The sequence below is a fragment of the Acinetobacter sp. genome, from assembly GCF_045628685.1.
Classification (GTDB): domain Bacteria; phylum Pseudomonadota; class Gammaproteobacteria; order Pseudomonadales; family Moraxellaceae; genus Acinetobacter.
Genome location: NZ_JAZQPV010000006.1, coordinates 1 through 14,618 on the forward strand (window position 1 = coordinate 1; position 14,618 = coordinate 14,618).

13 protein-coding genes and 1 pseudogene are annotated in these 14,618 nt (G+C 39.6%); 3 read left to right on the forward strand and 11 right to left on the reverse strand.

Annotated features, from left to right (window positions below):
- Positions 1-219: 219 nt before the first annotated feature.
- Both ACKI4H_RS00985 and ACKI4H_RS00990 read right to left on the reverse strand, forming a co-directional pair.
- Positions 220-677: pseudogene (locus ACKI4H_RS00985) on the reverse strand (NAD(P)H-dependent oxidoreductase); the annotation flags it as partial.
- 153 nt (positions 678-830) lie between these two features.
- Positions 831-1,442: a glutathione binding-like protein gene (locus tag ACKI4H_RS00990; protein WP_407303272.1), complete on the reverse strand. Its 612-nt coding sequence runs from the start codon at positions 1,440-1,442 to the stop codon at positions 831-833.
- A 220-nt stretch (positions 1,443-1,662) separates the two neighbouring features.
- Here ACKI4H_RS00990 and ACKI4H_RS00995 point away from each other — a divergent pair, with 220 nt between their 5' ends.
- Positions 1,663-3,111 carry a SulP family inorganic anion transporter gene (locus ACKI4H_RS00995; RefSeq protein ID WP_407303311.1) on the forward strand — a complete coding sequence of 483 codons (1,449 nt, stop codon included), beginning with the start codon at positions 1,663-1,665 and terminating at the stop codon, positions 3,109-3,111.
- Between the two features lie 153 nt (positions 3,112-3,264).
- On the forward strand, positions 3,265-3,981 hold the full coding sequence (gene trmB / locus ACKI4H_RS01000; protein ID WP_407303274.1) for a tRNA (guanosine(46)-N7)-methyltransferase TrmB: 717 nt from the start codon (positions 3,265-3,267) through the stop codon (positions 3,979-3,981).
- 59 nt (positions 3,982-4,040) lie between these two features.
- Here trmB and ACKI4H_RS01005 read toward each other — a convergent pair whose 3' ends face one another.
- From ACKI4H_RS01005 to ACKI4H_RS01030, 6 genes are all read right to left on the reverse strand, one after another.
- Positions 4,041-4,715 (reverse strand): class I SAM-dependent methyltransferase, encoded by a 675-nt coding sequence (locus tag ACKI4H_RS01005; protein ID WP_407303275.1) that lies wholly within the window; start codon positions 4,713-4,715, stop codon positions 4,041-4,043.
- Between the two features lie 54 nt (positions 4,716-4,769).
- Positions 4,770-5,549 (reverse strand): Rossmann-like and DUF2520 domain-containing protein, encoded by a 780-nt coding sequence (locus tag ACKI4H_RS01010; RefSeq protein ID WP_407303312.1) that lies wholly within the window; start codon positions 5,547-5,549, stop codon positions 4,770-4,772.
- Positions 5,550-5,700: 151 nt separating this feature from the next.
- The gene (locus ACKI4H_RS01015; protein WP_407303276.1) at positions 5,701-7,182 is read right to left on the reverse strand and encodes an OmpA family protein; all 1,482 of its coding nucleotides are present in this window, start codon (positions 7,180-7,182) and stop codon (positions 5,701-5,703) included.
- A 154-nt stretch (positions 7,183-7,336) separates the two neighbouring features.
- The gene (locus ACKI4H_RS01020) at positions 7,337-8,581 is read right to left on the reverse strand and encodes a dihydroorotase (protein WP_407303277.1); all 1,245 of its coding nucleotides are present in this window, start codon (positions 8,579-8,581) and stop codon (positions 7,337-7,339) included.
- A gap of 9 nt (positions 8,582-8,590) precedes the next feature.
- Entirely contained in the window at positions 8,591-9,607 is a 1,017-nt protein-coding gene (locus ACKI4H_RS01025; protein ID WP_407303278.1) for an aspartate carbamoyltransferase catalytic subunit, read from the reverse strand.
- 230 nt (positions 9,608-9,837) lie between these two features.
- A complete protein-coding gene (locus ACKI4H_RS01030) occupies positions 9,838-10,182 on the reverse strand; it encodes a hypothetical protein (RefSeq protein ID WP_407303280.1) in 345 nt (114 codons plus the stop codon).
- A gap of 232 nt (positions 10,183-10,414) precedes the next feature.
- Here ACKI4H_RS01030 and rlmKL point away from each other — a divergent pair, with 232 nt between their 5' ends.
- The gene (gene rlmKL, locus ACKI4H_RS01035; RefSeq protein ID WP_407303282.1) at positions 10,415-12,619 is read left to right on the forward strand and encodes a bifunctional 23S rRNA (guanine(2069)-N(7))-methyltransferase RlmK/23S rRNA (guanine(2445)-N(2))-methyltransferase RlmL; all 2,205 of its coding nucleotides are present in this window, start codon (positions 10,415-10,417) and stop codon (positions 12,617-12,619) included.
- Positions 12,620-12,662: 43 nt separating this feature from the next.
- On the opposite strand, the gene ACKI4H_RS01040 is transcribed toward rlmKL, so the two are convergent.
- The 3 genes from ACKI4H_RS01040 to ACKI4H_RS01050 form a co-directional block, all read right to left on the reverse strand.
- A complete protein-coding gene (locus ACKI4H_RS01040) occupies positions 12,663-13,109 on the reverse strand; it encodes a hypothetical protein (RefSeq protein ID WP_407303283.1) in 447 nt (148 codons plus the stop codon).
- A 136-nt stretch (positions 13,110-13,245) separates the two neighbouring features.
- Positions 13,246-13,830 (reverse strand): DUF945 family protein, encoded by a 585-nt coding sequence (locus tag ACKI4H_RS01045; protein ID WP_407303285.1) that lies wholly within the window; start codon positions 13,828-13,830, stop codon positions 13,246-13,248.
- Positions 13,830-14,396, reverse strand: coding sequence for a hypothetical protein (locus ACKI4H_RS01050; protein ID WP_407303286.1), 567 nt, complete (start codon positions 14,394-14,396; stop codon positions 13,830-13,832). Before ACKI4H_RS01050 ends, ACKI4H_RS01045 begins: the two co-directional genes overlap by 1 nt.
- Between the last annotated feature and the right edge of the window lie 222 nt (positions 14,397-14,618).

Here is a 14,618-nt window from a genome sequence, read left to right on the forward strand (position 1 = left end):
CAGGTTTAATCAGTTGATGAAATACGGTATTCTGATGTGACAAAACCTGAATCCTGATCGTTAAAGTGTTTGTTTGCACTCATATTTTAACTGTTCGGACTCAGGTTTTTTTATTCAAATCAAACTATGGGACAGCAGTGCTCTTTCGAGTCCTTTTTTTCATTTTAAGAATATTCTTAAATACTTAAACCTTTTTTGCAAAATGCGGATTTTAATATCATGAAATGGCAGATATACCCCGTCCACCCCAACGCCATGATAAAAACTGATCAGCATCATTAAACACCTCCATAGGGGTGCGTTCCAGGTTAATGACAACATATACTTTTTATCGTGAATGAGACCACATGAACCATATTTTTTTAATGCATCTGAATGTGATCGCCCCTCACTGGCATATAAAGTTCCATGGCCTTCTGTAAAGATATTCATCTACTATAATACTTTTGTCCACGACACGCCCATCTACCAGCCTGACATTTGGTAAATAATGACATCTGCCCCGATATATTTTTGGATTTCTTCCTCAATGTCATAATCGCTCCCTACACGAGAAATTTTAACGCTATGACCCAGTTCGCCAAGCGCAGTATTTGCTAACTAGTCAATGTATCATTTCATCCGCCCTTCGAGGGTGCAAATTGCTTAGCACCATTAACAATCAGAATCTTATTCATCCACTCACCTTAAAAGACTTGTTTACAGCGGCCAAGATACTCAATTTTTTATTGATAAAAAATCAACAATAAAACTCTCCAATCCTTCAATATTCACAATTTTAAAACCAAAAAAAAGCACCCTCAGGTACTTTTTCAAATCAGTGCAAAAAATTAAGGAATCAAACCTTCATCACGCATCGCAATTTGTACAGATTGGCGTTCTGCCACTTTATTACGCAAGGCAATAATATTGGTATACGGCGCCAGGTCATGCCCAATACCATTTGACCAATTGGTTAACACAAATAAATAGGCATCTGCCGGACCAAAATTATCATCAACTAAATAATCATTATCAGACTCAGCAATGGCTTTTTCAATATAGGCAAGCAAACGGTCAATTTCTGCATAGGCTTTTTCTTTCGCTTCATCCGACAATGGCGCACCGAAAAATACCGCATAAGCATCGTGTAATTCAGAGTTCAAGTACCCTAACCATTCAAGAACTTTGGCACGCCCTAAACCTGATGGCGGAATTAAATCTTGTTTGGGATCATGTTGTGCAAGAAACGGTAAAATTGCCACATTTTCAGTCAAAATCAAGCCGGGGTTAATTTCTAAAGCTGGAACATAGCCCTTTGGGTTAATTGCGTAGTAATCAGCACCTTTCTCTGTTGTATGGGTTTTTAAATTTACACGCTCTAAATCAAAATCGACATTAATTTCATTTAAAATAATATGTGATGCTAGTGAACACGCGCCAGGGGCGTAATAAAGCTTCATATCTGATCCTTGTTATTTAACTATTAACTGTTTTAAATCTCTTCTAACAAACTTTCAAGTGATCATACCTGTAAATTGCAAAAAAGCACCAATGCGTAAAAAACCTTTACCTTTTAGAATATTGTCCAAAATGCAGTATTTTTCAAGTCAATCTGAGGTGCTTTTTTCCATAAAACTGTTTTAACATACCCCACTTTAAAGTGTGATGAAAATTAACGTAGTGATTAGCCTTAAAAAAGAAGAATGGTTTTCCAATATCCGCACCGATGTATTGGCAGGTTTGGTGGTGGGTTTAGCCCTCATCCCCGAGTCGATTGCCTTTTCAGCAATCGCCGGTGTTGATCCGCAAGTCGGCTTATATGCGTCATTCTGTATAGCTGTCACCATTGCTTTCTTTGGCGGTCGCCCTGCCATGATTTCTGCGGCGACCGGTGCGCTGGCTTTACTGATGATTACTCTGGTCAAAGAACATGGCTTGCAGTATTTACTGGCAGCAACCGTTTTAACCGGTATCATTCAGGTAATTGCAGGTTATTTTAAAGTCGCCAAACTGATGCGCTTTGTATCACAATCCGTGGTCTATGGTTTTTTAAATGCCCTAGCGATTTTAATTTTTGTGGCTCAACTTCCAGAATTAAGCAGAATGGATAGTTTAGGCTATTTATTTGTAGGCCTAGGTTTGGCTGTGGTTTATCTTTCTCCTTATATTCCAAGAATTGGCAAACTGATTCCATCTCCACTGATTTGTATTGTCCTGCTGAGCCTACTTGCCTTATTTTCAGGCGGTGATATGCGTACCGTCAGTGACTTGGGTCATTTACCCGATACCTTGCCTATTTTCCTGATTCCAGAAATTCCACTGAACTTTGAAACCTTAAAAATTATCTTTCCTTATTCAATTCCCCTTGCAACCGTGGGTTTATTAGAAACCATGATGACCACAACTGTCGTGAATGAAGTTACTGACACTGAAGCCGACCGTCATCAGGAATGTCGCGGTCAAGGTTATGCCAATATCGTGAGTGGTTTTATGGGCGGCATGGCCGGTTGTGCCATGATTGGTCAATCCATCATTAACGTATCATCTGGTGCACGTACACGTTTATCAACTTTGGTTGCAGGAGTATTTTTACTGTGTTTAGTGGTTTTTCTTAAAGATTGGCTGGCTTACATTCCAATGGCAGCACTAGTTGCCATTATGATTATGGTGTCTTTCACCACCTTTAACTGGGATTCATTGCGTAATTTCAAGAAGCATCCGAAGCAAAGTAATATTGTGATGCTGGCTGTGGTCATTATCGTTTTAGCAACCCATAACCTTGCGCTAGGCGTATTTGTCGGTGTGTTACTTTCGGCTTTGTTTTTAGTGAATAAACTGGAAAGCGAAGTAAAAGTCAGTTCTGTATTAGTCAATCAATCCACACGTCATTACACGATTTCAGGACAAATTTTCTTTAGCAGCTCAGACAAGTTTTTCCTGTTTTTTGACTTTAAAGAAAATATTTCCAAGGTTGAGATTGATCTTACCCATGCGCATATCTGGGATATTACTTCAGTCAATATGCTGAATAATGTCGTACAGAAATTTAAAGATCAGAATATTGAAGTAAAAGTTGTCGGGTTAAATAACGCCAGCAGCACCTTGGTTGATCAATACAACCAAGCCTAATCAAATATAAAGAAAATATAGAGAGTCTTCGGACTCTTTTATATTTTTGGCCCTGCTAAAGTATTTTAGCCCATGAAAAATCCTAGAAAAGTTTGACTTGCCAGTCTTAAGACTTAAAATACCGCATTCGAATTTTTTACATTTGCCAAAGTTATGTCGAACGATCAATTAGACCCGCAAGTCGTCGAGCTGGACAACTTGAATGAACATCGCGAAATTGTCACTTTTATGCGTCGTTCATCTCCGCTGAACACCTCTCAACGTACTGCGCTTGAACAATATGGTCACCTAATTTTGGAATATCCGGTGGGTGATTTACGTCAGCACTTTGAACATCCAGAACGCCCTTTAACGGTGGAAATTGGTTTTGGTATGGGCCGTTCGCTTGTGCTTATGGCAAAAGCCAATCCTGAACGCAATTATGTCGGTATCGAAGTGCATGTTCCGGGTATCGCACAATGTGTATATGAAGCGGGTATAGCAGGTATAACCAACCTGCGTTTGCTCGATGCCGATGCCATTCAAGTGCTTCGTGGAATGCCAGACAACAGCATTAATGCCGTGCAGCTGTATTTCCCCGATCCTTGGCAAAAGAAACGTCATTTCAAACGTCGTTTTGTATCGCATGACCGTATGCCACTGGTTGAACAAAAACTGGAAATGGGCGGTACCTTCCACTCCGCTACAGATTGGGTACCGTATGCTGAATGGATGCTGGATGTATTGGATAACCGTCCCAATCTTGAAAACATGGCAGGTAAAGGCAATAGCTACCCACGCCCTGACTGGCGTCCACAAACCAAGTTTGAACGCCGCGGCTTAGAGGAAGGTCATACCATTAATGACTTCCTGTTCAAGAAAATTAAATAAACTGAATAGAGATTAAAAAAATGGCTCATATAGATATGGGCCATTTTCATTGTTAGACTTTAAGCTTTTATCGCCAGATAACCTTGATAAGATAAAATCTGGGTAAAGCGCTCTACAGAATCAAAGCCACTTAATTTCAATTGTTCACATGCTTCCTGCTCTGATAACGGATAAAAATCATCATCCAAACGCTCAATCATTGCTGCTGATTGTGAAGGGGTTAAACCATTTGCCTCGCATACATGCTTCAGTACTTCCAGCTCCTGATCTGATTTTATTTTGGTCAAATCAAAAGTAATAAATATTCCCTGAGGTTTTAAACGCGAACAAATCGCTTTAAAGAACTTTGCCTTCTCTGAATAATTCACAAAATGGGTGACCAGAATAGAAAGTGCTGCATCATAGGCCTGAGCGGTTTTTAACTGGTCAACATTGCCTAACACAAATTCCACCCGATGCGATGCATTTAAGGAATGAATATAGTGTTTGGCTTTATCCAGCATGGTTTCCGACAACTCTGTTGCCGTAAAGGTCCAGTCTGGAAATGATCGCAATAGATAACCCAGCTCATACCCTGTGCCACAGCCTACAATCAATACATGGGCATATTCATCTGCATAGGTTTGTAATAAAGCTTTGATTTGCTGGTGTACCACATCATAGCCGGGAATTAATTTCCTAATATGCTCATCATAGCCATCCACAACATATTGGCTATTAAAATCTTTTGCCATACTCACCTCCTTTTGCCATCTATTGCATCAATTTATTTATCTCAGTTTAAGTAACTATTGAGGATGATGCGATTGCAAAATCTGCTGACTCATCAGGTTATACACATTTTTTAGATCTTCTCTTTGAGCATCATCTAATATCTGTTGATGCATATTCAAGATGTTTTGATCGCCCCGCATCGCAGGCCCTGTTTGCATCTGTTTAGGATCATGCTGTACGGCTTTATTGGCAGTTTCTAAAATCAGTGGATAAAGTAAAGAGAAATCCACCTGCTGCGTGTCGACAATCTGCTTCGCCATGTCATAACAATAATTGCTAAAATTACAGGCAAACACCGCAGCCAAATGCAGGCTTAAGCGCTGTGCCGATGTGTATTGATAAACTCGATGACTTAACTGGTAGGCAAGCTTTGTTAATAATACCAGATCCGCTTCAGAGTTGGCTTCTACAAATAAGGGTGTATCTGACCAAGGAATTTCCCGATCCAGACTAAAGGTTTGTAAAGGATAAAACACACCAGCACGTGCATGGTTTTTTGCCAAGACTTCAATATCTGTACTGCCGGAGGTGTGAACCATCAAAACATCAGCTAAGTGTTGATGAACCTCTGCAATGACTGATGCAATTGCCTGATCACTTACCGCAATGATCACCAAATCAATTTCAGGATTTATTTCGCAGATATTCACCGTTGCAGTTGCACCCACTTGCGCAGCCAAGGTGTGTGCAGGCTCAAGACTACGGCTATAGATTTGTATGATGTGATGATGCTGGCTTAAAACATGAGCCAAATGATGTGCAACCCGCCCAGCCCCAATAAAACTAATACGCATAATATTTTCACGTTTCACAATTAACCACAGCATGCCAATAAAAAAAGAACGAATCAATTCGTCCTTTTGTTTAAAAAACTATTTATAAAAATTCTTTTAAAAAATCCCTGCGTCACTCAGGGATTTTTTCTGAAAATTATATATTTTATATTTACTGTTCATTGATTCCTTGCTCATCGACATCACGCACTACGCCATTTTCAGTATTCAATACTTCAAACTCAATACGGCGGTTTTTAAAACGACCTTCAGGTGTTGCATTATCAGCAACAGGCTGTTCCGAACCATAACCGACAGCTTTCAATTGTGCTGGGTCAACACCTTGTTTTACGAGATAGTCTACAACAGCTTGTGCTCGTTTTTGTGATAATGCTTTATTTGCTGCCGCATCACCCGAAGCATCGGTATGACCTTTAACCGTTAAATGCACTTGTGATGCTCGTTTAATCAAGGCTGCAGCTTGATCTAAAATCGACTTATTGGCATCTGGAATATTGCTACTTGCGGTATCAAAATTGATAATTTGCATATTCAGTGCGGTTGCAATATCTAATGGACGGATATTATCTGGATTAATTTTTGCCAAAGCTTTTTCAGCACTGGTATTACCTGCGCTTATTGCTGTCTCGCTATCCACAGGTTCAGAAATAGTGGTAGAGGCCTGTATCACCACTTTCATATTTTTAACCAGTGGCTGAATTTTGTCTGCCAATTGTTGTGCATCATCAGGATTATCAGTCTGAATATAAAGTTGATCCCCCATCCAGATTAATGAGGTATTGGGAACACCTTGGATCAGTTTCAATACACTTGGAATCGCATCTTGATCAATAAATTCATTATGGTATTTTGCATTTGTTTCGACACCACAACCGATATTGTGATTGAAAATTTGTTTAATTTCTTTTTGCAGAATATCGCTATAACTCGCATTGCCAGAATAAAGTTGACACGTGGTTAAATCCCCTGTCGAACCTGTACTGAGTTGCAATTTTGCTGGCTCACTGGTGGCTGTTTGTGCAGGTACACCACTTGCTGGCTTGGTTTCTTTATCTGAACAGGCTTTAAACATTAAAGCCAGCAGTGCTGCCAGAACAATTAAAGCAATCAGCGGCCAGAGAAAATTCGTTTTCTTTTTTTCCTCGACCACTCTATTAGGTTCAACTTCCGGTGCTTGGTGCAATGCATGCCCAGATGCAACACTGACACCCAGAGCACTTAAAAGTGCCGGTGCCCAATGTGGCAAGGCACTCGACACTGCTGGCCAATGCGTCTCAATAAGATGGGCAATCGCACTTGGTTCAGAGGAACCCGCTTCACTTTCTAAAAAGCCCAGTGTAGGGGCAATTGAACGATTTAAGGTCGATTCAATGGTTCCTGTCGGAACTGTGCCTGAAACCTGTTCTAAAAATTGCTGCTTTAAATCGGGATGTGTTGCAAAGATATCACTTAATCTCGGATTTAACTGACTCTGTAAATTTCCAATAAGTTCGGGCTTAGATTTGAAAAGTGACAAGAGAATAGGAAAAAAACTGCTTAATGCCTGAATCTTCTCGCTAAGATATTCTGTTTCGCCCTCAAGGACAATCGCAGATACTTTCTGCTTGAGTAAATCAATCAAATTACTATTCATCCATTATTCCTCTTATTCTGGTCTTATCATCTGTATTTTTAGTTTATCTGTTCAATTTTTATTCAGTGTAATTAATTGTATTATTTGAATACCATTATTTTTTTCAGCAATAAAAAGCCAGCCGAGGCTGACTTTTATAAATTATAAAAAAATATTAAATCAATTGAGCTACAAAAGTTTGAACCACTTTACCTACTACTTTTTGATTAATGAGCGGAGTATTTTTACCCTGTGAAAGAATTGACTCTTTTGAGACCATCCATTCTAGTTTAGGGTCAATCAAAGCCCAACCCGATTCTTCAGTCCAACGGTCAACCATATTCGCGACTTTTGCCGGTGCAAGTGTTACTTTTTCTACCCATTCCAAAGGTTCAAACAGCCCTTCATTAACGAGTTGAATACCAAATGCAACGTAAGTATCAAAAGCGGTCATACCTGGTTGTGTTTCGGCAAATGGTGCTAATTTTGCAGAGCTGCTAAGCGGTTCATGATGGGTACAAATCGCATCGATCACTCCATCCTTTACACCTTGACGTAATAATTGCTTATCTTTTTCAGCACGCAATGGCGGGCGTACATGGGCCAAAGAATTAAAACCGTCGGTTAAGCTTTCGGTTAAATGCAATTGATGCATTGCTACATCCGCAGTAACAGGCAAGCCTTTATCTTTTGCAATTTTGATCAATTCAACAGATGTACCACAAGATAACAAACCGAAATGTGCACGTACTTTAGTTACTTCAATCATGAGTAAATATTTAGCAATCGCAACGGTTTCAGCCAATGCCGGAATCATCGGCAAACCTTGACGTGAAGCAATAAAGCCTTCATGCGCACAACCATCTTTCGCAATTTGGTGTTCTTCTGCATAGAACACCACCGTCATACCTAAACCTGCAGCATATTCAAGGGTACGAATTACCACGTCATCATCCGCAAACGGCGCATTGGCATTCGAAACAGCCGTACAACCGCCTTTTTTCAAGCCTGCCATATTTGCTGGCTGATTACCTTGCAAACCCTGAGTTTGTGCACCAATCACTTGTAAATAGATGCCGCCATCTAGCATGGCTTTTTCAACCAGACCATGAATCAGTGCACCATTATCTTGTACAATTGGTTTTGAATCTGGCGGCGTAAAGACATGCAAAATACCATTTTCACGCGCGGCCTTTCCTTCAGACTTTAAAGTACCGTGCTGCTGCTGACCCGGTTCACGTAAACGTGCACACAAATCGACCATAGTTGGCATCAACCATTGACCTTGACCATCAATTCTTTCACTGATCTGATCCGTTGCCGCAACCAATTTGCCGTTTTCGATAAATACTGTTTGTATGCTATCCGTTTTTTTGATTGGGTCTAAGACACGTACATTTTCAATTTTTACAATACTCATGACTTTACCTTATCCCGCAACCGCTTCAATTAAACCTTTTTCTTGCAACTGACCTTGCATAGACAGGGCCAGTACCGCCATACGCACAGCAATCCCATTGGTCACCTGATGTAAAATGACCGCTTGTGGACCATCGGCAATACTGGAATCAATTTCAACACCACGGTTCATTGGCCCCGGATGCATCACGATACAATCAGGTTTTGCCATCGCCAAACGTTCTTTGTTTAAACCGTACATTTTATAAAATTCAGCTTGTGAAGCCAGCGCAGGAGAATCAATACGTTCATTCTGAATACGTAAAGTAATAATCACGTCACAATCTTTAATCCCGGCTTCCATATTATTGAACAAACGAATATCTTCGCCATATTCTTCAAAGCCATACGGCAGCAAGGTATTCGGTGCAATTACACGAATGTCTTTACAGCCTAAAGTTTGCAATGCCGCCACATCGGAACGTGCTACACGTGAATGTTTGATATCACCAATAATGGCCACACTTAAAGCTTCAAACGGCTTTTTAGTTTCACGGCGGATGGTCAACATATCCAGCATCGCTTGCGTCGGATGCGCATGACGGCCATCACCTGCATTAATAATCGCAACATGAGGGCAAACTGTTTGTGCAATAAAATGTGCCGCACCTGAAGATGAATGACGAACCACAAAAATATCGGCTGCCATCGCTTCAAGATTCCACAAGGTATCTCGTAATGTTTCACCTTTTGATGTACTTGAGCGCGCAATATCAATATTCAGCACATTGGCTGACAAGCGTTTTGCCGCTGCTTCAAAAGTGGTACGCGTACGTGTCGAATTTTCAAAGAACAAATTCATGACCGTACGACCTTCTAATAAAGGAGTCGTTATTAGTTGATTTTGAGCATTGAAAAAGGAATTGGCTGTATCAAGAATTTTGGTCAGGGTTTCTTTAGAAAGACCGTCAATAGTCAAGAAATGTTTGAGATTCCCCTGTTGATTGAGTTGAATCTGGCTCGGAGTATGCAATGCCGCCAAGTGCATGAGAGATTCCCGTTCAGTTAAGTTGAACTATTATACAGATATTCCCCTGTGGATGGCAGTTGAAGTTTTCAGCATTCAGTGACTATTTACGTGTCATGTAAATTTATTAATTAAAGGTAAGTGATTAGTTTTACCCATTTATATATGACAATGCTTTATTAATAAAATTCAGTTTATTGTTAATTTTTTAAAGCTGGGCTCTAAATCAAAGCGTATTTAGAGCCTAAACATTAACGCAATGCACCAATGTAGTGATGTGACACTTGTGCTCTATAAATTTCTTCTTCTGTTACTTCCGATTCATATATTTCCGCTGCTTCTGCCTGAACCTCAATTTGATTAGGTTCAACGTCCAATACCATTAAGCAACGTAAACGCTCAGCTTGCCGCTGCAGCTCGGAATCATTCGCAGATAAAGCAAGATCAATCACATGTTTTATATAATCTTGATTTTGCATCAAATACGTCACATCAATCACGCGCCCTGTTATACGTCTTAATCGCGCATAAATCAATGTCGCAATAGAAAATGCTTCAGAACGGTTCAAGAACCCATTTATAGTCGTGTCTTGCATCCAATGTCCCCTGATCAAATCAAACTGATTAAAAATAGCAGTTACAGTCCAAATCACATGACTCATAACCAATAAACAGGGTGATCAGCAAAATACATACCAGTTATGCAAGCTTAATAGATAAAAATCATATATTTCCCCTATCAAGCTTGGGCTTTGCCATAATTTATAAACTTTTCGGGACTAAAATACGTTAAAATAATAGATTGCTTAGCTGCTTTTGGAAATTTGCATGAATTCGAAACTACGTCTTTCTACATACTGGGTCACCTGTGCAGATGGGCTTGAAACCTTACTCCAAGAAGAATTGGAAGGTTTAGGTGTTCAAAATATTGAACGCTTTCCAGGACGTTTAGTTTTCCAAGGCACGCTAGAAAATGCATACCGTATTTGTATGTGGTCACGTTTAGCCTCTCGTGTACTGACGCCTATTCATACCCATGAATTAGAGTTCACTCATGATGCACGTGATGTGGCTGAAGAATTGTACGAAGGTGCAATGAACTTTGACTGGTCGCTTATTTTTGCAACCCAAAGTACATTTGCCATTCGTTTACACGTTGAACGCGACATTAAAGTAAATACACAATTTGCGACTTTACGTGTGAAAGATGGTGTAGTCGATTCCTTCATGGAAGCTGTAGGCAAACGCCCAAGCATCGACATTAAACAACCTGAAATTACTTTATATGTGCTTGCGGGTAAAACCCAGCATACTTATTGCCTGGATTTATCAGGTGATTCTTTACATAAACGTGGCTACCGTCATTTCATGACCGATGCGCCAATTAAAGAAAATCTTGCAGCCGCTATTCTGCAAAAAGCCAAATTAATCGAACGTAAGCCTGACATTATTTTAGACCCAATGTGTGGTTCAGGAACATTCATTATTGAATCATTGATGATGCTCACTGATCGTGCGCCGGGCCTTGTCCGTCGTTTTGGTTTCAGTGGCTGGAATGGTCATGACCATGACTTATGGATGTCGATTAAAGCTGAAGCCGCTGAACGCCATCAGGCAGCATTAGAAAAACCACTCCCTCAGTTCTATGCTTATGATGCTGACTGGGAAGCGGTGAAAGCGACCAAGCAAAATATTATTGCAGCAGGCTTTGAAGCCATACTCGATCAAATTAAAATTGAAGAACGTACTCTTGCAGATTGGCCTGATTTCCAGGCTGAAGGAAAAACTTCGTTTATCGTGACCAACCCACCGTATGGGGAGCGTTTAGGTGAAAAAGCCTCAAATCGCGCCTTGTATTTAGGCTTGTCCGCTCTTTTACAAAAGAACTTCCCGAATCAATATGCGGCAGTCATTGCTGCACAAGTTGAACAAGCCGATGTGCTGGCATTCAATGATCCGCAAATTCTGCGTTTGATGAATGGTAAACTTCCTATTTACGTACGTTTCGGCACCATCAAACCTGCAACTGCAAGCCAGCCATTTTTGGCAACTTGGCAACCGCAACAATTTGAGCCAATTGAAGGTGCCGAGGACTTTACCAACCGTTTGCAAAAAAATATTCAAGCCTTAAAAAAATGGGCTGTGAAAGAAAATATCTATTGCTTACGTCTATACGATGCAGATTTACCTGACTTTAATGTTGCAGTGGATTTGTATGGCGACCGTCTGCATGTGCAAGAATACGCGCCACCAAAAACCATTGATCCTGAAAAAGCAAAAAAACGCTTTAATTTAGCTTTGGCTTCTATTCGTGCAGTGACTGGTTTAGGCCGTGATGCGATTTTTATCAAGACGCGTGCCCGTCAGGAAGGTAAAACTCAGTACGAAAAACAAAGTACTGCTTCTAAGCGGTTTATTGTGCAAGAAGGCAAAGCTAAACTTTTAGTCAACTTGACCGATTATTTAGATACTGGCCTGTTCCTTGATCATCGCCAAATGCGTTTACGTATTGCTGCTGAAGCGAAAGGCAAACACTTCTTAAACTTATACAGTTACACCTCTACTGCCAGCGTTCATGCAGCTTTAGGCGGTGCAGCAAGTACAACAAGTGTCGATTTATCCAATACCTATTTGAACTGGTCAAAAGAAAATTTTGTGCTCAATGGCTTGACGGTGGATCATGCGGATGAACAGCACCAGTTCTTCTCGAGTGACTGTTTTGAATGGCTTAAAGAAGGTCATGAACAATATGACCTGATCTTTATTGATCCACCAACATTCTCAAATTCCAAAAAATTCTATGGTACTTTTGACGTCCAGCGTGACCACAATTCATTGCTTAAACGCGCCATGAACCGTTTAACCACTGAAGGTACGTTATACTTTTCGAATAACTACCGTGGTTTCGAAATGGATGAAGAAGTTCAAGCCATGTTTGACGTGCAAGAGATTACCAGTGAAACCATTGGGCCAGATTTCAAACGCAATACCAAAATCCATAAAGCATGGAAAATTAAACATCATCCAATCTGATGATTCTTAGCATGAAATAATACCCATTGAGATGGAACGCAATTTAGCGTTTCATCTCAATGCTAATGCCATCGTAGTAATTCATTCGCAAATTATCTGACTGATTCACCGAGTCAAATAAACGAATGGTGGATTCAGTACTGGCTTGTTTTTCATTTAGCATTAATTGCTCAGTCGCTTTTTTCTTCTGCATCTGATAATCGGTTAATGCCGTTTCATCAATATTCTGTTTTTGAATTCCCTGATTGTTCTGGTCACTTAACTCCTTACTTTCTTTTTTCTGCTGATCAATCGGCTGTGCAATACTATTTTGAGCACGCTGAATAGTCTCAGCATCCAGATGCCTAGAATCACTCCTTTGTTCTGACAGTTTTTGGTCTGTTAAAGGAACTTCTGCATAAGATCCTGAACAGATGATCAGCAGAAGATTTATGATCACTATATTTTTTTGCGGCTGACTATAAACGCTTTTTTTATTTTTCATCTTCATGATGAGCTTTCCTTTTTTATTATTTATAATGAACGCTAACAATTTTTATATACAACAACAATGTGCTTTCGTTACTTCCCGATATTATGCAATTAAAAAAGACTACACATCCGACCGCCTTTTTTAAGCTCAGGTCTTAATTTAAAAATTTCTTTTCGCCATATTTATATTCAATTCCTACCTTTAACACATCACCATCGCGTTTGGCTGGCATCGCTTGCTGCATGCCATTAAGCATTTGTTCAAACTCTTGATCAGACAGTGTTTTACCGCCTTGCTGTAAATAATTACTCATCAGGGTTTTCATGATTTGTTTGTCATATTCAACATTCGCCTGATACTCGACTAAACTGGGTGCCATTTTAACCAAGCTGGCAAATGAAGATTGATGACCGGGCATCACCTTGCCACTCAAGCTTGCTTTAGCAAACCCTTCACCCAAATTAATCTGGTTATTTTGCGATTCAAAACCAAAACCTTCATTCACAATGGATAAAAGACGATTAGCCAATACTGGAGTCAACTCTTCTTTAGCTATACACACTTCACTATTTTTTTCTATCAAATCAAAGAAATCTTGTACTTTTTTCTTGTTCAGCGCTTTCAGCGTAAAATTCATTTGCAACTTTTGCAAGGTTGGTATTTTGTGCATGACCACTTCTTTAATATTCAGCTGAGTATCAAAATTTACCGTATGTTGATCAATACCCGGATTCATCATCAAAGCAAAATCTCTTTAAATTCACCACTGCCAAATTGCTGCACATTTCGATCGGTACGTTTAATCGAAGCAATATTCAATTGGGTTTTCCCTTCATCAAGGATAGAATTTAAACCTTGAGTCGTTTCAAACTCTACTTCTCGCATCTGTACATAACTCAATTTATCACTAAAGGTCATATTCGGTATTTCAAGTTTGGCATTTAATATTTTTAATTGATCGTCTTTGGATTTTGTATCCATTTTAAACGTCATTGAATCAATTCGAGTTTGTATATCCGCATCATTTTTTTCAAAAACCGGCGTCGTCAATGAGGAATACACAATACCCAACCAATCAATCTTGGTTTGAGCAGTTAAAGTCTGTTTGAGTATTTTTTGAAAAACTTCACTGCCTTGCTGTAAGTTAATTTTCGATTCGATATGATAACCCTTCCAACTGCATTTAATTTCATCCTTGCCTGTGAGCATCAAAACATCTTTAGGTTTACAAGGATCAAATGAAAGTTGAGCTGCCCAGTCTGCAGAACCCTGCATTGCGCCCATATTAAAATTTTTATATTGCATCGAAACTAAATTATTTTTTTTGATTTTGCTGATAATACAAATGTAAACTTTTATCTGTATACAAATCCCCCCAATAGCAGCCGTTGCCAATACAACAAGGCCACCAAACCCCATATTAATTTTGACAGCACATGTCTTATTTTTTGCTTATTTTACAAACAAGTAAAAGTCAGAAATGTAAATTAATATAATTTTTTTAAATTACTATCTGCCCCCAATCAC

Coding starts and splice junctions, on each gene's coding strand:
- ACKI4H_RS01005 (WP_407303275.1), bottom strand. CDS start 4,715: ATGGCAAAAGATTTTAATAGCCAATATGTTGTGGATGGCTATGATGAG.
- ACKI4H_RS01010 (WP_407303312.1), bottom strand. CDS start 5,549: ATGCGTATTAGTTTTATTGGGGCTGGGCGGGTTGCACATCATTTGGCT.
- trmB (WP_407303274.1), top strand. CDS start 3,265: ATGTCGAACGATCAATTAGACCCGCAAGTCGTCGAGCTGGACAACTTG.
- ACKI4H_RS01045 (WP_407303285.1), bottom strand. CDS start 13,830: ATGATGAATCCGGGTATTGATCAACATACGGTAAATTTTGATACTCAG.
- ACKI4H_RS01025 (WP_407303278.1), bottom strand. CDS start 9,607: ATGCACTTGGCGGCATTGCATACTCCGAGCCAGATTCAACTCAATCAA.
- rlmKL (WP_407303282.1), top strand. CDS start 10,415: ATGAATTCGAAACTACGTCTTTCTACATACTGGGTCACCTGTGCAGAT.
- ACKI4H_RS01015 (WP_407303276.1), bottom strand. CDS start 7,182: ATGAATAGTAATTTGATTGATTTACTCAAGCAGAAAGTATCTGCGATT.
- ACKI4H_RS01030 (WP_407303280.1), bottom strand. CDS start 10,182: ATGCAAGACACGACTATAAATGGGTTCTTGAACCGTTCTGAAGCATTT.
- ACKI4H_RS00990 (WP_407303272.1), bottom strand. CDS start 1,442: ATGAAGCTTTATTACGCCCCTGGCGCGTGTTCACTAGCATCACATATT.
- ACKI4H_RS01020 (WP_407303277.1), bottom strand. CDS start 8,581: ATGAGTATTGTAAAAATTGAAAATGTACGTGTCTTAGACCCAATCAAA.
- ACKI4H_RS01040 (WP_407303283.1), bottom strand. CDS start 13,109: ATGAAGATGAAAAATAAAAAAAGCGTTTATAGTCAGCCGCAAAAAAAT.
- ACKI4H_RS01050 (WP_407303286.1), bottom strand. CDS start 14,396: ATGCAATATAAAAATTTTAATATGGGCGCAATGCAGGGTTCTGCAGAC.